The sequence below is a fragment of the Streptomyces sp. NPDC052107 genome (assembly GCF_040680215.1).
Taxonomy (GTDB): Bacteria; Actinomycetota; Actinomycetes; order Streptomycetales; family Streptomycetaceae; genus Streptomyces.
Map to the genome: position 1 here is coordinate 19,655 of NZ_JBFAWG010000018.1, position 16,504 is coordinate 36,158.

Genomic DNA, 16,504 nt, shown 5'->3' on the forward strand with positions numbered 1-16,504 from the left:
TCGCCTACGAATAAGGTGTACGGGGCCACGACCGACCCCGACGCCCCAGGAGCACCGTGCCAGCCCGCCGTCCCGCGCGCACCGCCCTCACCGCGGCCGCCGTCGCCCTGCTGTCGGCGACGGCGGTGGCCTGTGGGGACACCGGAGGGCTGCGGGGCGCGGGTGCCACCCCGACCGCCGTCAGCCCCGCCAAGCTCTGGCCGGACCTGCGCCCGGCGTCCAGCCCCGCGTACCCCTACGACGTGGCGACCAGGGAGGTCGTCAAGGGCATCACCGTCCCCGGCGACGACATCCGCGAGGTGGACCCGGTGGACGTGGTCGAGGCCGAGGTCAAGGCGCATCCGGATGACTACGGGTCGAAGGGCGCGTACCACGCGACCGTGGACCGGCTGAAGGACTGCCGGGCCGGCGGCGAACGGGCCCGCTGCCCGCTGCTGAAGCCGTACTACCGGGACCTCACCGGCGACGGCCGGGACGACATGACCCTCGGCTTCCGGCTCTACCCGACCAATCAGACGGGCGTACGGGTCTACACCGTCGAGAAGCACAAGCTGGTACAGGTGCTGTCCGACAACGACGCGATCATCGGCGTGGAGCTGGCCGGGCGGGCACTGATCGAGCGCTCACCGGCCGACATCTCCGGCTACGAGTACCGCACGACCTGGGTGTGGGATCCGGGGCAGCGCGCGATGGTGTTCTCCCGCGACGAGTACCTGCACACCGGTGAGGGCCGGCACGCCAAGAAGCCCGCGCCCCCGTCCTCTCCCTCGCCGTCCGCCTCCCCCGCCGCCATGCCCCCCGCTGCCGCCTCCGCGAGTGCGCGATGAGGCTCGCACTCCCGCGCTGGGCGGGGCCGCTCGCCGTGAAGGCGGCCGCGTTCATCACGGTGATGTGCTGTGCGCTGGCCGCGCTGCTCGGCGTCCTGGTACACGTCTCGGTGACCAACCAGACCGTCGGACAGGCCCGCAGCACGGCCCTGTCCCGCCTCGCGGACGCCACCGAGGCGTACGAGGCCGGGGACTCGCTGCTGCCGAACGCCGGGGTGGACCCCGCGGGACTGCCCGCGCCGCTGCGGGCGCTCGCGGCCTCCGGCGAGCGCGGCACCATGGTCTCCCAGCACGACGGCCACCCCACCATGTGGGCGGCGGGCCCGGTGGCCGGGCACCGGGCGCTCGCCGTGGCGGTCGACTACGCACAGCAGTCCCGCACCATCGCCGGACTCGACCGGTCCATCCTCTGGTCGTCGGCGCTCGCGATCGGGGCGACGGTGCTGGTCGGTGTGTTCGCGGTGACCCGGGTGACCCGGCGGCTGCACGGCACGGCCCGGGTGGCCCGGCGGATCAGCGCGGGCGATCTGGACGCGCGTGTCGACGACCCCCGTACGAAGGATCCGTCCCGCCCGCAGGACGAGGTGGCCGCGGTGGCGGCGGCGCTGGACTCCATGGCGTCGAGCCTGCAGAGCAAGCTGCTGAGCGAGCAGCGGTTCACCGCGGACGTGGCGCACGAGCTGCGCACCCCGCTGACCGGCCTGCACGCGGCGGCGGAGCTGCTGCCGCCGGGCCGGCCGACGGAGCTGGTGCGGGACCGGGTGGCGGCCCTGCGCACCCTCACCGAGGACCTGCTGGAGATCTCCCGGCTGGACACCGGGCGGGAGAAGCCGGCGGTGGACACCGAGGAGCTGGGGGCGCTGGCCCGGCGGGTGGTGCGCGCCTCGGGCACCGACACGGAGGTGCGCGTCCTGGCGGACGCGCGGGTGGAGACCGATCGGCGGCGGCTGGAGCGGGTGCTGGGGAATCTGGTGGCGAACGCGCACAAGCACGGGGCGCCGCCGGTGGTTGTGACGGTGAACGGGGCTGTGGTGACCGTACGGGACCATGGCGGCGGATTTCCGGAGTATCTGGTGGCGCATGGGCCGCAGCGGTTCCGTACGGAGGGTGGGGCTACCGGGCATGGGCTGGGGTTGACCATCGCCGTGGGGCAGGCGGAGGTCCTGGGGGCGCGGTTGTTCTTCGCGAACGCGGTGGGTGGCGGGGGCGTCGCCACGTTGATCTTGCCTGCGGTCGAGGGGCGGTGAAGCGCCCTTCACGCCACGCTGGTGCCGGCGGGCATAGCACACAAGACGTCCCGTTTGGGTAGGTTCCGGGCATGACCAAGGCCGGAACCACCGTGGCGGCGGCGAAGGCTCCCGCACCCGTCGTACGCCTCCCCCGGCGCCGTGGCATCGAACTCGCCCTGATCGTGCTGGCCGTGCTGCTGTCCGTGTACGGATACTGCGCGGTGGGTGTGGCACGGACCGGTACCGTGCCGCCCGGCGCCGTCGGTTACGGCGCCGGGCTCGGTGGGCTCGCGCTGTTGGCGCATCTCGCGGTGCGCATCCGGGCGCCGTACGCCGACCCGCTGTTCCTGCCGATCGCCGTGCTGCTCAACGGGCTCGGGCTGATCCTGATCTACCGGCTCGACCTGGAGACCCCGCACGCCCAGGCGGCTCCCGCCCAGCTCGTGTGGTCCACGCTCGGGGTCGGGCTGTTCATCACCGTGGTGCTGGTGCTGCGCGACCACCGGTCGCTGCAGCGGTACGCGTACGTGTGCGTGGCCGCCGCGCTCGGGCTGCTCGCGCTGCCGATCCTGTTCCCGGCGCTCAACGGCGCCCGGATCTGGATCCGGATCGCCGGATTCTCCATCCAGCCGGGCGAGTTCGCGAAGGTGCTGCTCGCGGTGTTCTACGCCGCCTATCTGGCCGCCAACCGCAACGCGCTCGCGTACACGGGCCGCCGGCTGTGGCGGCTGCAGTTCCCGACCGGCCGGGTGCTCGGGCCGATCGTGACGATCTGGCTGCTGAGCGTCGGAGTGCTGGTCCTGGAGCGGGACCTGGGCACCTCGCTGCTGTTCTTCGGGCTGTTCGTGGTGCTGCTGTACGTCGCCACGGGGCGGACGGGCTGGATCGCGGTCGGCCTGCTGCTCGCCGTCCTCGGCGCGGTGGCCGTCGGGCGGATGGAGCCGCATGTGAACCAGCGGATCGAGGACTGGCTGCATCCCTTCGCCACCATCGAGGCCGGGCTGGGACCGAACCAGCTCTCCCAGTCGCTGTTCGCCTTCGCCGCCGGCGGAATGCTCGGCACCGGGCTCGGGCTCGGGCACTCCGTCCTCATCGGGTTCGCCGCCAAGTCGGACTTCATCCTGGCCACGGCGGGCGAGGAGTTGGGCCTCGCGGGGCTCGCGGCGATCTTCCTGCTGTACGCGCTGCTGGTGGAACGCGGCTACCGGGCGGGCCTCGCCCTGCGCGAGCCCTTCGGCCGGCTGCTCGCGGTCGGGCTCGCCTCGATCCTCGCGCTGCAGGTGTTCGTGATCGCGGGCGGGGTCACCGGGCTGATCCCGCTGACCGGCATGGCGATGCCGTTCCTCGCCCAGGGCGGCTCCTCGGTGGTCACCAACTGGGTGATCGTGGCGCTGCTGATCCGGGTGAGCGACTCGGCGCGCAGCCAGTACGACGGCCGGGAGGCGGCGTGAGCGACTACGGCGACGGGCGGCCGATGGGACGCTGCATCCGGCACGCCTGCGCGTTCTGCGCGCTGCTGCTGGCGGCGCTGCTGGTCAACGCGGCCCGGGTGCAGGTGGTGCAGTCCCAGGTCTACGACGGAAACCCGGCCAACCGGCGCGCCGAGATCGCCCGTTACGGCCGGCCGCGCGGTGACATCCTGGTCGGCGCTGAGCCGGTCACCGGCTCCGTGGACACCGGCGAGCAGCTGCGCTACGAACGCACCTACAAGGACGGGCCGTTGTACGCGCCGGTCACCGGCTTCGCCTCGCAGTCGTACGGCACCACGTTCCTGGAGCACGCCGGGGACGGGGTGCTCTCCGGCACGGATCCGGTGCTGGCGCCGCTGCCGCTGTGGAACGACGTGACGCGCCGGCTCGCTCCGGCCGGGAACGTCGTCACCACGCTGAACCGGGTCGCGCAGGAGGCGGCGTACCGGGCGCTGGCCGGGCGCAAGGGCGCGGTGGCCGCGATCGAGCCGGCCACGGGCCGCGTCCTGGCGCTGGTGTCGAGTCCGTCGTACGACCCCGGGGTGCTCTCCGGCAACGGAGAGGCGGTGGCCTCGGCGTGGTCGCGGCTCAACCACGACCCGGAGAAGCCGATGCTCAACCGGGCGGTACGGCAGACCTATCCGCCGGGGTCGACGTTCAAGGTGGTCACCGCGGCGGCGGCGCTGGACGCGGGCCTGGTCACCGACCTGGACGCGCGCACCGACTCCCCGGACCCCTACCGGCTGCCCGGCGCCACGAACCGGCTGACCAACGAGGCCGACGACTGCCGGGACGCCTCGCTGCGGTCGGCCTTCGAGTGGTCCTGCAACACGGTGTTCGCCAAGCTGGGCGTGGACGTCGGGGTGCAGAACATGGTGGCCACGGCACGGGCGTTCGGGTTCAACGACAGCGGGCTGCGCATCCCCTTCTCCGTGGCGCCCAGCACCTTCGACCCGCATGTGGACCAGGCGCAGCTGGCGCTTTCCTCGATCGGGCAGTACAACACCCGGGCCACACCCCTGCAGATGGCGATGGTCGCGGCGGCCGTCGCGGACCGCGGGCAGCTGCGGACCCCGTACCTGGTGGAGCGGACGACCCTGCGCAGCGGCGAGGCGCTCACCGGGAGCGGGGCGCACCCGGTGCGGCAGGTGATCAACCCCTCGACGGCCGAGCGGCTGAAGGAGCTGATGGCCGATGTGGTCCGGGAGGGCACCGGCACCCGGGCGGCCATCCCCGGCGCCCTGGTCGGCGGCAAGACCGGCACCGCGCAGCACGGGGTCGGCAACTCCGGTGTGCCGTACGCCTGGTTCGTCTCCTGGGCGCAGGCCGACAACTCCCTGGACCCGCAGGTGGCGGTCGCGGTGGTGGTGGAGGACGCGTCGGCGAACCGGGGCGAGATCAGCGGCGGCGGGGACGCGGCACCGATCGCGCGGGACGTGATGCGGGCGGTCCTCGGCCGGTGAGCACCGGCCGCATCACTTCCTGAGGGGTGCCCGGCGGTCAGCCGATCGGCTTGACCGCCTCGGAGCGGATCTTGAGGGTGTTCCTCGCGGCCGCCTCCAGGTCGATGGCCGACGGGCTCTGCGAGGCGAGCGGCGTGTTCACGGTGGCGACCGTGGCGCCCGTGTTGCCGTCCGCCCAGGCGCACATGGGCACCGTGAACTTCGTGCCCATCTGCTCCTGCGTCACCACCTCGCAGCTGATGGTCACGCCGCTGAGGGCGAAGTCCTTCGCGGGGACGGCCACCTTGGCGTTGGCGCCCTGGGCGGCGCCCTTCATCATGTTCTTGCGGGCCGCGTCGGTGTTCTTGAACCGGCCGTACATGCCCGAGACGACCAGGGTGCCCTTGGCCGCGTCGCCGCCCACGTTGTAGGTGCCGACCACGCCGTGGAGGTCCTTGGCGTCCCAGGCCCCGTGGGCCTCGTCCTCGATCTTCTTGCCCTCGGAGTCGGAGAGGTCCTGGGCGAGCCGGTACTTCCCGTCGAGCAGCGTCTGGGGCAGGGTGAGCTTGTTCTTCGCCTGGGGGAAGCCGCTCTCGACCGCCATCCCGATCAGGGCGAGCACCACGACGATCGCCACGACGACGCCGCCCACGATCCCGAGGATCAGCCCGATCCGCCGCTTCTTCGGCAGCGGGGCCATGGGCGGCGCGCCCCAGCCCGGGTACGGCTGCTGGGCGTAGGGCTGCTGCGGCGGGTACGGCTGCTGCGGCGGCGGATACGGGGGGCCGTACGGGCCGGGGGCGGCCTGCGGGGGCGGGGCGTACGGGTTCGGCGGCTGCTGGGGGCCGTTGGAGTACGGTTGGCCGTTCGGGTACGGCTGCTGCGGTGGCGGAGGCATGGACACGCGCGCACGCTACTGCACGCGAGTGAACACTCCGGCGGCCGCCCGGGGCTCCGCCGCCTCGGCCCTGAACCGCCTCAGTCCTCCGCCGCGCCCGACTCGATCGCCTCCCGGACCTCCGCGATCCGCTCCCGCTCCTCGGCGGCGAAGCGCTGCGCGTCCAGCTGCTCGGCCAGTTCCTCGTCCTGGGCCATCAGCAGATCCAGGCTGGCGTCCCCCATCTCCAGCACGCCCATGTCCACATAGGCCTGCTGGAGCCGCTTGCCCCACAGCCCGATGTCCTTGACGCAGGGCACGATGCGGCTGAACAGCAGCTTGCGGAACAGATGGAGGAACTCGGAGTGCTCGCTCAGCTCCTCCGCCTCGGCCTTGGGGATGCCGAAGTTCTCCAGGACCTCCACGCCCCGGAGCCGGTCGCGCATCAGATAGCAGCCCTCGATGACGAACTCCTCGCGCTCGCGCAGTTCGGCGTCGGTGAGCTGCTTGTAGTAGTCCCTGAGTGCCAGCCGGCCGAAGGCCACGTGCCGGGCCTCGTCCTGCATGACGTAGGTCAGGATCTGCTTGGGCAGCGGCTTGTCGGTGGTGTCCCGGATCATCCCGAAGGCGGCCAGCGCCAGACCCTCGATGAGCACCTGCATGCCCAGATAGGGCATGTCCCAGCGGCTGTCCCGGAGCGTGTCGCCGAGCAGCGACTGCAGATTGTCGTTGATCGGGTAGACGAGCCCCATCTTCTCGTGCAGGAACCGGCCGTAGATCTCGGCGTGCCGGGCCTCGTCCATGGTCTGGGTCGCGGAGTAGAACTTGGCGTCCAGGTCGGGCACCGATTCCACGATCCGCGCCGCGCAGATCATCGCGCCCTGCTCGCCGTGCAGGAACTGGCTGAACTGCCAGGAGGCGTAGTGCCGCCGCAGCTCGCCCTTGTCCTTTTCCGTCATCTTGTCCCAGTACTTGGTGCCGTACAGGGACATGGCCTCCTCGGGCGTGCCGAGCGCGTCGTACGGGTCCACCTCCAGGTCCCAGTCGATGCGCTGCTGCCCGTCCCACTGCTTGTCCTTGCCCTTCTGGTACAGGGCGAGCAGGCGTTCGCGGCCGTCGTCGTACTCCCAGCTGAACCGGGCGGCACCGCTCGCGGGCACCTGCCAGAGGGAGTCACCTGGGTCGTTGGCGTACAGGTCATGGGTCGGCATACCCCGCAGGCTCACACGTAGACGCGAAGTCAACAAGTCACGTGCAAGGGATTGACGGCCTTGCTGACAGGCAGTCTCATAAGAGGCAGGACGACGTACCCCCCGGTAACGAGGTGAGGGAGCCATGACGACCCTGACGGAAGCGGACGCGCTGGACGGTCTGCGCGATGCGCTCGGCCTGCTCAAGGACCGGGAGCAGGTGGCCGAACGGCTGCTCGTCTCCTCCGCCAAGCACTCCTTCGACCCGGACAAGGAGCTGGACTGGGAGGCGCCCTTCGAGGAGGGCAAGTGGTTCTGGCCGCCGGAGCTGGTCTCGCTCTACGACACGCCGATGTGGAAGCGGATGAGCGAGGAGCAGCGGATCCTGCTCTCCCAGCACGAGGCGGCGGCGCTGGCCTCGCTCGGCATCTGGTTCGAGATCATCCTGATGCAGCTGCTGGTCCGGCACATCTACGACAAGGCGGCGACGAGCGCGCACGTGCGCTACGCGCTGACCGAGATCGAGGACGAGTGCCGGCACTCCAAGATGTTCGCGCGCCTGATCTCGCACGGCGGCACGCCCTGGTACCCGGTCAGCAAGGCCCACCAGAACCTCGGCCGCCTGTTCAAGACCATCTCCACGACGCCCGGTTCCTTCACCGCCACGCTGCTCGGCGAGGAGGTCCTGGACTGGATGCAGCGGCTGACGTTCCCGGACGAGCGGGTCCAGCCCCTCATCCGTGGCGTCACCCGCATCCACGTGGTCGAGGAGGCCCGGCACGTCCGGTACGCCCGCGAGGAGCTGCGGCGCCAGATGGTGACGGCGCCGAAGTGGTCCCAGGAGTTCACCCGGATCACCTCGGGCGAGTTCGCCCGCGTCTTCTCGGTCGCCTTCGTGAACCCCGACGTCTACACGAACGTGGGCCTGGACAAGCGGGAGGCGACGGCCCAGGTGAAGGCGAGCGGGCATCGGCGCGAGGTCATGCAGACGGGTGCGAAGCGGTTGACGGACTTCCTGGACGACATCGGGGTGCTGCGGGGGGCTGGGCGGCGACTGTGGAGGTCGTCCGGCCTCTTGGCGTAGGACGGGGATGCCCGCCTAGGCGTGGGGCCGTCTCGATATGCGGCTCCGCCGCGTGGGCGCGAGCGGCCACCACGGACCCGCGGCCGCCGACGCCCTCGCGCCCCCCACGGCGATTAGGCTGACGGCCATGACCCCGTCCGCCGCCACCCCCGCCTACCGCCGCCTCAGCGTCGAGGAGCGGCGAAGCCAGCTGCTCGCCGCCGCCCTGAACCTCTTCGCTCACCGCGCCCCCGAGGACGTGTCGCTGGACGACGTGGCGGAGGCCGCCGGAGTGTCGCGACCCCTGGTGTACCGGTACTTCCCGGGCGGCAAGCAACAGCTGTACGAGGCCGCGCTGCGCTCGGCCGCCGAAGAGCTCCAGCTGTGCTTCGACGAGCCCCGCGAGGGCCCTCTGCTGCCCCGTCTGTCCCGCGCCCTGGACCGCTATCTGAGCTTCGTCGACGAGCACGACACGGGCTTCAGCGCGCTGCTCCAGGGCGGCAGCGTGGTGGAGACGTCCCGGACGACCGCCATCGTCGACGGGGTCCGCCGGGCCGCCGCCGAGCACATCTACAGCCACCTCGGCGTCGCCGAGCCCGGCCCCCGGCTGCGCATGACCGTCCGGACGTGGATCACGGCCGTGGAGGCGGCCTCCCTGATCTGGCTCGACGAGGACAAGCAGCCCCCGGTGGAGGAGCTGCGCGCCTGGCTGGTGGAGCAGTTCATGGCCGTACTCGCGGTCACCGCGGCCCGGGACCCGCAGACGGCCGCCGTCGTCGGCGCTCTCGGCGAGGATGGCCGAGACTGAAGCCGTGAAGAGCCAGAACACCCCCTTCGAGGGCGGCCCCATGGACGGGCGCGTGCTGCCGGTCATGGTCGGGCCCACCGGGCACCCCCCGAAGACGTACCGCATCCCCGTCCCGGACCCGGACGGCGGCCCGCCCGCGGTGCTGGTCTACCGCCGTGTGCCGCGCGGACACAGCAGGCGGCTGGGCCTGATCCAGGGGTGGAAGTACCAGTACGACCCGGACGACACCTCCGGCGGAAGGCTCAGGTGGCCCTGGTCGAAGCCCGCTGCAAGGCCGCCCGGTGAGCCGGACGACACGAACGGGTGACAGGCGTGCGCCGAACCGCTCACGTCAGGAGCGCGCCCCGGCCGGATACATCTGATTATCGCGGTGCGATAGGGGGCGACCAGCCCGCCCGCCGGGAATCCCTCCCCGCACCCGAGGTGATGACGTGTCAGGAATGGTTCTGCGTCTGGCCTGTACGACCGCGCTGGCGGCTCAGGCCGTCCTGGTGCCCGCACCCGCCGCGGCCGCACCGGACCCGCAGCGGCCCGGTGCGGGCCCGCAGCAGCGGACCGTTTCCCAGCTGCTGACGGGTCTTCAGCAGCTGTACCGCCAGGCCGAAAAGGCCACCGAGACCTACAACGCCACCGCCGAGAAACTGAAGCGGCAGCGCGCCGCGGTGGCCCGCCTCGACGGCGAACTGGCCCGCGCCCGCCTCGCCCTGCAGGACAGCCGGAGCGACGTCGGCCGGCTGGCCCGACGGCAGTACCAGAGCAGCGACAGCCTGGGCCCGTACGTCCGCCTGCTCCTCGCGCCCGATCCGCAGCACGCGCTGGACGAGGGCCATGTCATCGGCGAGCTGGCCCGAACACAGGCCCGTACGGTGACCCGGCTGACCGACACGGAGAAGCGGCGGGACACCCTGGCCCGGTTGGCCCGCAAGGCCCTGGACTCCCGGCTCACCCTCGCCGACCAGCAGCGAAAGCAGCGCGACGCCGTGCAGAAGAAGCTGGCCGACGTGGAACGCCTGCTGGCCTCCCTCACCCCCGCCCAGTTGGCCGCGGTGGCCGCGCTGGAACAGCGGGGTGTCACCGCGGCCCAGCAGAAGCTCGCCACCTCGGGCTCCCTCCCCGCAGGCCGCCTCGCCTCCCCCGAGGGCGCCCTCGCGGTCCGCTACGCCATGGACCAGCTCGGCAAGCCGTACCAGTGGGGCGCGCAGGGCCCCGACGCCTACGACTGCTCGGGCCTCACTTCCCAGGCCTGGGGACACGCGGGCAGATCCATCCCACGGACGAGCCAGGAGCAGTGGCAGCGGTTGACGAGGATCCCGCTGAGCGAGCTGCGGCCGGGAGACCTGGTGGTGTACTTCCCGGACGCGACCCACGTGGCGATGTACGTGGGGAACGGCAACGTCGTGCAGGCACCGAGACCGGGAGCCGGCATCGAGGTGTCACCTCTGGCGTCGAACCCGGTCCTCGGTGCCGTACGTCCGGATCAGGCCCCGGTCACCGAGGCCAGGTAGGCCGCAGTCTTGTCCGGCTCGTAGAAGAAGTTCTCGAAGTCGGACGGGTCGTTGAACCCGTTGGCGAAGCGGTCGGCCACCGGCTGGAGCTGGCCGGCCGCGCCGATGAGGTTCAGGATGTGCTCCGGCGGCGGCATGAGCATCGCGTTCGTCCACTTGGTGACGTGCTGCGCGGTGTTCCAGTACCGGTCGAACGTGGCCTGCATCCACTCCTCGTCGAACGGCTTGTCACCCTGCTCCAGGATCGACGCGAGGTACGCGGCCGCGCACTTGGCGGCCGAGTTGGAGCCCTGGCCGGTGATCGGGTCGTTGGCCACGACGACGTCCGCGACGCCCAGGACCAGACCGCCGCCGGGCAGCCGGCCGATGGGGTTGCGGACCGTCGGGGCGTAGCGGCCGGACAGCGTGCCGCCGGCGTCGGTCAGTTCGACCTTGGTCGCCCTCGCGTACTCCCAGGGCGTGAACTTCTCCATGAGTTCCAGGGTCAGGGAGAGGTGCTCCGCCGGGTCCTTGACGCCGTTGAAGACGTCGAGCGGGCCGCCGGGTATGCCCTCCCAGAACAGGATGTCGGCGCGGCCGGAGGTGGTGAACGTCGGCATGATGAACAGTTCGCCGACCCCGGGGACCAGGTTGCAGCGCACCGCGTCGAACTCCGGGTGCTCCGGGCGCGGGCCCATGCCGTGGACGTACGCCACCGCCAGCGCGCGCTGCGGCTCGCTGTACGGGGAGCACTCCGGGTCGCGGGCGAACATCGACACCAGCTCGCCCTTGCCGGCCGCGACCAGGACGAGGTCGTACGTGCGGGAGAAGTAGTCGAGGTCGCCGACCGCCGCGCCGTGGATGACCAGCTGGCCGCCGCGCTGGGCGAAGGTCTCCATCCAGCCGGCCATCTTCACCCGCTGGTCGACCGACTGCGCGTACCCGTCGAGCTTGCCCACCCAGTCGATCGCCCGCTGCGTGGGGCCCGGGTCGTGCGAGCCGGGGGCCGCGACCGAGACGCCGAGTCCTTCGATCCTCGGGGCCTGGGACTCCCAGAAGTTCAGCTGGAGATCGCGCTCGTGCTGCAGTGCCGTGTGGAACATGCACTGCGTCGACATGACCCGGCCGGTGCGGATCTCGTCCGCGGTCCGGTTCGACATCAGGGTGACCTCGTAGCCGTGCGACTGCAGGCCGAGGGCAAGCTGGAGACCGGACTGGCCGGCTCCGACGACGAGTATCTTCCGCATGCGGGTGGGGACTCCTAACGGGTACTGCTCGGGGACTACTCGGGGGTTTCGTCCAGCGCGTGGCCGACCAGGGACAGCAGTGTCTCGATGACCGAGATGCGACGCCGCGCATCCATGATCATGACAGGGACGTGCGGGGGGATCGTCAGCGCCTCCCGTACGTCCTCCGGCTCGAACAGCTCGCTGCCGTCGAAGTGGTTGACCGCGACGACGTACGGCAGCCCGCAGCTCTCGAAGTAGTCCAGCGCCGGGAAACAGTCCTTCAACCGGCGCGTGTCGGCCATGACGACCGCGCCGATCGCGCCGCGCACCAGGTCGTCCCACATGAACCAGAACCGCTGCTGGCCCGGCGTGCCGAACAGGTAGAGCACCAGGTCGTCGTCGAGCGTGATGCGGCCGAAGTCCATGGCCACGGTGGTGGTGAGCTTGCCCGGGGTGGCGGTGAGGTCGTCGGTGTCCTCGCTCGCCTCGGTCATCAGCGCCTCGGTCTGCAGGGGCGTGATCTCCGAGACGGCGGTGACCAGGGTGGTCTTGCCGACACCGAAGCCTCCCGCCACGACTATCTTCGTGGCGACGGGGGCCCGGCTGCGGTCCGTCTGCCAGGACCTCAGGTCCTCGTCGGGCTCGGTGAATCCGGCGACGAGGGGAGCGCCTCCGACGGCGGAGGCGGCGGCGTCAGAGACGACGGAGTCCACTCAGCACCCTTTCCAGCAGAGCGCGGTCCGGACGGCCGGCGCCGTGACCGGTCCCGGTGCCGTACACACGGATCTTTCCCTGGTCCGCGAGGTCGCTCAGGAGCACGCGGACCACGCCGAGCGGCATCTTCAGCAGCGCGGCTATCTCGGCCACCGTGCGCATACGGCGGCACAGTTCGACGATGGCCCGCATCTCCGGCATGACCCGGGTGGTGAGGGAACCATTCGTCAGTTCCTTGCGCTCCTCCGGGGCCTCCAGCGCCGCCACGAACGTCTCCACGAGGAGGACGTGGCCGAAGCGGGTACGGCCGCCGGTGAGCGAGTAGGGGCGGACGCGGGCGGGTTTGCGTTCCCCGCCACGCACGGGGAGTTTCTTCGGACCACCGCTCATCGGGCGCTCCCCGCCGACTCGGACTCCAGGGACTTGCGCAACTCGCTGCGCAGTTCCGGGGTGAGCACGTGGCCAGCGCGGCCGACGAACAGCGCCATGTGGTATGACACCACGCTCATGTCGCACTCGGCGGAACCGTGCACGCCGAGCAGCGAGCCGTCGCTGATCGACATCACGAACAGGCTGCCCTCCTCCATCGCGATCATCGTGTGCTTGACGCCGCCGAAGTCCATCAGCTTCGCGGCGCCGACGGTGAGGCTGCCGATGCCGGAGACGATGGTGGCCAGGTCGGCGGAGGAGCCGCGGGGCCCCTTCGCCGGGCGGGTCCGACGGGACTGCTCGGTGTGGCCGGGGTCGGACGAGAGGAGCAGCAGACCGTCCGAGGAGACCACGGCGACCGACTCGATGCCGGGGACTTCCTCCACCAGGTTGGTCAGCAGCCAGTGCAGGTTGCGGGCTTCACTGCTCAGTCCGTAGGTACTGGGCGCGGTCAACTGCTTGCCTCCTCGGCTGTGCCCCCCGTGGCTGTTTCGGTACGTGTCGCGAGCTCTGCCGCTACGTCGCGGTAGCCGGCCTGGGCGCCCTGGCGGAAGCCGCCGAGCCTTCTGCGGAGGGCTTCGGCGTCGACGCTTGCGGTGCGCTGGCGAGGTGGGGCGGCGGGTGCGGTGATCTTGGGTGTGCGCTTGGGGAGGCCCTTGGTGGTGAGCCGTTCCTCCGCCTCGCCTTCGGCTTCGGCGGATGCGTGCCCACCCGCACCACCGGTGCCGGCTTCGTCTTCGGGTGCGGGTGGCCCCTGTGGGGCGCGCCCACCATCGGCGGCCGCCGGGTCCATGGGGTCCGCCGTGAGGTCCGGGAGCAGCAGCTCCATCGTCGACTCGGCGAACGTCTCCGCCGGAGCCTTCGGGCGGGCCTCCGCGTTCTGGACGGCCGGGGCGGCCTGCTCGTGAACCGCATACTCCACCCGGTCACCGGCCGCGCCCCGCTCGGCCCCGAAGGCCTCCCGCACGGCGTCCTGGGCTGAACCGCCGAAGGCATCCCGCCCGGCCTCCCCGGCCGGACCACCGAAGGCACCCCGAACCGTGTCCCCGGCCGGGCCACCGAAGGCGCCCGGCACGGCCTCCTCGGCCGAACCGCCAAAGGCGTCCCGCACCGCCCCGTCGGCCGAACCGCCGAAGGCCTCCCGTACCGTGTCCCCGGCCGGGCCACCGAAGGCGCCCGGCACGGCCTCCTCGGCCGAACCGCCAAAGGCGTCCCGCACCGCCCCGTCGGCCGAACCGCCGAAGGCCTCCCGTACCGCGTCCCCGGCCGGGCCACCGAAGGCGCTCTCCCTCTCAGTGCCCGGTCCGGTGGAGGCGGTCTCCTCGGCGAAGGTGCCGAAGGCGGTCGTGGTCTCCCCTGCGGGGGCCTTCGCAGTGGTCGGAAGCGGCGGCTCCGGTGGAGTGCCGGGCCCGTCGGCCGGAGCGTTGGAGGTCAACGCCCCTCGGACCGCCTGTTCCGCCAGGGCGACCAGTGGGTCGGTGTCCTTGGCGCGGCCGTGGAGGACGTTGGAGTTGACCTCGGCGTCGGCGCCGGGGAGGGAGAAGGTGCCCGTGGTGCTCAGGGGCGAGGTCTGCGGGGGCAGTGCGGTGGGCGGGGCCTCGGTGAGGAGGGCGGCCGGCAGGACGACGACCGCCGCGATGCCGCCCTGCTTCTGCTCGCGCAGCTGCACACGGACACCGTGGCGGTGGGCGAGGCGGGCGACGACGTACAGGCCGAGGCCGAGGCCGGCGTCGCCCTCGTTGTCGTAGTGGCCCTCGGGGTCGAAGTCGGCCAGGCGGGTGTTGAGGCGGACTAGGCGGTCGGCCGCCATGCCGATGCCCTCGTCCTGGACGGAGAGCATGACCTCGCCGCTCTCCAGCAGCCAGCCGGAGACCTCGACGGGCAGGTCCGGCGGGGAGAACGACGTGGCGTTCTCCATCAGCTCGGCCAGCAGGTGGGAGAGGTCGTCCGCCGCGTAGCCCGCCACGTGCGCGTGCGGGGGCAGCGCCGCGATCCGGACCCGCTCGTAGCGCTCGATCTCGCTGACGCCCGCCCGGACCACGTCGACCAGCGGCACCGGGCCGTGGTGCTGCTGGACGTGCTCGGCGCCGGCCAGCACCAGGAGGTTCTCGCTGTGGCGGCGCATGACCGTGGCGAAGTGGTCCAGCTTGAAGAGCGTGGCGAGGCGGTCCGGGTCCTGTTCGCGTTCCTCCAGGCCCTCGATGACCGCGAGCTGGCGTTCGACCAGGCCGAGGGTGCGCAGGGCCAGGTTGACGAACGTGCCGCCGATGCTGGTGCGCAGCCGCTGCAGCTGGCCGGCGGACTCGGCGAGCTCGGCGCGGAGTTCCTCGCGGGCGTCGGCCATCTTCTGGCGCTGGCCGACCAGGTGCCTGCGGTCCGTCTCCAGCGTGGCCACGCGCTCGTGCAGGGCTGCCGCGTGCGCGTGCAGGGCGTTGACCGAGCGGACGACCTGGGCGAACTCGTCGTTGCGGCCGGTGAAGGCGATCGGCTCCTGGGTCGCCGGGTCCGCGGACTGAACCAGGCGGGCCGAGCCGCGGCGCAGCACCGACAGCGGGCGGGTCAGGGTGCGGGCCATGGCCGTGGCGAGGCCCACGGCCACCAGCATCAGCGCGCCCAGCACGGCGATGCGGATCTCCAGTGCCGTGACGTCGTCGTCGCGGAGCTTCGCCAGGTTCTTGGTGCGGTGGTCGTAGAGGGCCGATTCCGCGCCGCGCATCAGGTCGACGCGGGCGGACAGGGCCGCGTCCAGCTTCTTGGTGCTGGTGGTCAGCTCGCTGTCGGCCAGCGTCGGCTGGTCGGTGAGCGTGGCGAGGTACTTCTCCGCCGAGTTGACCTCGGGGCCGGTGACCGTGGAGTCGTAGGAGTCGACGGCCGTCTTGGGGGCGGTCGCGCGGAAGTCGGCGAGGGCGGCGTCGGCGCGCAGCCGCGCCTGCTGGGCGGCGGCGGTCAGTTGGTCGCGCTGTTTCCGGTCGGCCTCGGAGGTGGTGGAGGTCGTGGTGGGCAGGCCGGTGACGGGGCTGATCACCGTCCGGGTGGAGGACGGCACGTTCAGCGCGGCGAGCAGCAGGCCGCGGGCGGCGGCGGACTGCTGGACGGCGGTGTCCAGCTCGGCGAGCGCGTGGGCGCCGGAGCCGGCCCGCGGGGGCGTCCGGTCGGCCAGCTGCTCGGCGAGCCGGTGCAGTTCGCCGATGGCGGCCGAGTACGCCTGGTGGGTCTGGAGGGCCGTGCTCTTGCCGGTGAGGGCGGCCCGGCGGACGGCGGCGATGCCGTCGAGGTCGCCGCGCAGGCTCGCCGGGGTGTCCTCCTCGGCGCGCAGGTCCTCGACCTGCCGGTCGACGCGGGCGCTGCGGTCCTCGGATGGGGCTTTCGCCCGGGGGAGCCCGGCGGCGATGTAGGAGGTGACGTCGTCGCGCTCGTCGGCGAGGGAGTTCGCGAGGGCGAGGGCGTCCTGGGTGCGGGCGGCCAGCGTCACCAGGTCCTGGGAGTCGCCGACGTCCTGGGACGCGGTGAGCAGGGAGGGCGCGCCGGCTCCCGCGACGGCGGCGGCCACCACGGCGACCGCGACGATCAGCCGGGTGCGCACATGGGTGGCGCGGCCGGTGCCCACGGGGATCTGCGGTTCGGTCCCCGTGGGGGCCGTCTGCCTGCCTGTGCGCCGAGGCCGCTTCATCTGCACCGGTGCTCGCATTCCTGAACTCGACTAGCCAAGGACCCGGGTGGCACTTCGTCATCTCGGTGCCAAG

15 protein-coding genes are annotated in these 16,504 nt (G+C 72.0%); 8 read left to right on the forward strand and 7 right to left on the reverse strand.

Going from position 1 to position 16,504, the window contains the following annotated elements:
• Positions 1-56 precede the first annotated feature (56 nt).
• The 4 genes from AB0M27_RS21145 (at position 57) to AB0M27_RS21160 (ending at position 4,988) form a co-directional block, all read left to right on the forward strand.
• Positions 57-827 carry a hypothetical protein gene (locus AB0M27_RS21145; protein ID WP_365723389.1) on the forward strand — a complete coding sequence of 257 codons (771 nt, stop codon included), beginning with the start codon at positions 57-59 and terminating at the stop codon, positions 825-827.
• Positions 824-2,074, forward strand: coding sequence for a HAMP domain-containing sensor histidine kinase (locus tag AB0M27_RS21150; protein ID WP_365723390.1), 1,251 nt, complete (start codon positions 824-826; stop codon positions 2,072-2,074). Before AB0M27_RS21145 ends, AB0M27_RS21150 begins: the two co-directional genes overlap by 4 nt.
• Positions 2,075-2,145: 71 nt before the next feature.
• Positions 2,146-3,507, forward strand: a complete 1,362-nt coding sequence (locus AB0M27_RS21155) for an FtsW/RodA/SpoVE family cell cycle protein (protein ID WP_365723391.1) — start codon at positions 2,146-2,148, stop codon at positions 3,505-3,507.
• A 23-nt stretch (positions 3,508-3,530) separates the two neighbouring features.
• Positions 3,531-4,988 (forward strand): penicillin-binding transpeptidase domain-containing protein, encoded by a 1,458-nt coding sequence (locus AB0M27_RS21160; RefSeq protein WP_365723499.1) that lies wholly within the window; start codon positions 3,531-3,533, stop codon positions 4,986-4,988.
• A gap of 37 nt (positions 4,989-5,025) precedes the next feature.
• Here AB0M27_RS21160 and AB0M27_RS21165 read toward each other — a convergent pair whose 3' ends face one another.
• Together AB0M27_RS21165 and AB0M27_RS21170 are read right to left on the reverse strand one after the other, a co-directional pair.
• Positions 5,026-5,865: a hypothetical protein gene (locus tag AB0M27_RS21165; RefSeq protein ID WP_365723500.1), complete on the reverse strand. Its 840-nt coding sequence runs from the start codon at positions 5,863-5,865 to the stop codon at positions 5,026-5,028.
• An 80-nt stretch (positions 5,866-5,945) separates the two neighbouring features.
• Positions 5,946-7,055, reverse strand: a complete 1,110-nt coding sequence (locus AB0M27_RS21170) for a ferritin-like domain-containing protein (RefSeq protein WP_365723392.1) — start codon at positions 7,053-7,055, stop codon at positions 5,946-5,948.
• A gap of 124 nt (positions 7,056-7,179) precedes the next feature.
• Between AB0M27_RS21170 and AB0M27_RS21175 the strand changes: the two genes are divergently transcribed.
• From AB0M27_RS21175 to AB0M27_RS21190, 4 genes are all read left to right on the forward strand, one after another.
• Positions 7,180-8,118, forward strand: a complete 939-nt coding sequence (locus tag AB0M27_RS21175; protein ID WP_365723393.1) for a diiron oxygenase — start codon at positions 7,180-7,182, stop codon at positions 8,116-8,118.
• A gap of 127 nt (positions 8,119-8,245) precedes the next feature.
• Positions 8,246-8,905: a TetR/AcrR family transcriptional regulator gene (locus AB0M27_RS21180; RefSeq protein ID WP_365723394.1), complete on the forward strand. Its 660-nt coding sequence runs from the start codon at positions 8,246-8,248 to the stop codon at positions 8,903-8,905.
• 4 nt (positions 8,906-8,909) lie between these two features.
• Positions 8,910-9,212 (forward strand): hypothetical protein, encoded by a 303-nt coding sequence (locus AB0M27_RS21185; protein ID WP_365723395.1) that lies wholly within the window; start codon positions 8,910-8,912, stop codon positions 9,210-9,212.
• Positions 9,213-9,336: 124 nt separating this feature from the next.
• On the forward strand, positions 9,337-10,410 hold the full coding sequence (locus tag AB0M27_RS21190) for an NlpC/P60 family protein (RefSeq protein ID WP_365723396.1): 1,074 nt from the start codon (positions 9,337-9,339) through the stop codon (positions 10,408-10,410).
• Here AB0M27_RS21190 and AB0M27_RS21195 read toward each other — a convergent pair.
• Genes AB0M27_RS21195 through AB0M27_RS21215 form a run of 5 tightly spaced genes read right to left on the reverse strand, consistent with a single transcriptional unit; the run spans position 10,383 to position 16,437 of the window.
• A complete protein-coding gene (locus AB0M27_RS21195) occupies positions 10,383-11,636 on the reverse strand; it encodes a styrene monooxygenase/indole monooxygenase family protein (RefSeq protein ID WP_365723397.1) in 1,254 nt (417 codons plus the stop codon). The two genes, AB0M27_RS21190 and AB0M27_RS21195, sit on opposite strands and share 28 nt — an antisense overlap.
• Before the next feature lie 35 nt (positions 11,637-11,671).
• Entirely contained in the window at positions 11,672-12,331 is a 660-nt protein-coding gene (locus AB0M27_RS21200) for an ATP/GTP-binding protein (protein ID WP_365723398.1), read from the reverse strand.
• The gene (locus tag AB0M27_RS21205; protein ID WP_365723399.1) at positions 12,312-12,722 is read right to left on the reverse strand and encodes a DUF742 domain-containing protein; all 411 of its coding nucleotides are present in this window, start codon (positions 12,720-12,722) and stop codon (positions 12,312-12,314) included. The genes AB0M27_RS21200 and AB0M27_RS21205 overlap by 20 nt, the downstream gene beginning before the upstream one ends.
• Positions 12,719-13,216: a roadblock/LC7 domain-containing protein gene (locus AB0M27_RS21210; protein ID WP_365723400.1), complete on the reverse strand. Its 498-nt coding sequence runs from the start codon at positions 13,214-13,216 to the stop codon at positions 12,719-12,721. Before AB0M27_RS21210 ends, AB0M27_RS21205 begins: the two co-directional genes overlap by 4 nt.
• The gene (locus tag AB0M27_RS21215) at positions 13,213-16,437 is read right to left on the reverse strand and encodes a nitrate- and nitrite sensing domain-containing protein (protein ID WP_365723501.1); all 3,225 of its coding nucleotides are present in this window, start codon (positions 16,435-16,437) and stop codon (positions 13,213-13,215) included. Before AB0M27_RS21215 ends, AB0M27_RS21210 begins: the two co-directional genes overlap by 4 nt.
• Positions 16,438-16,504: the final 67 nt, after the last annotated feature.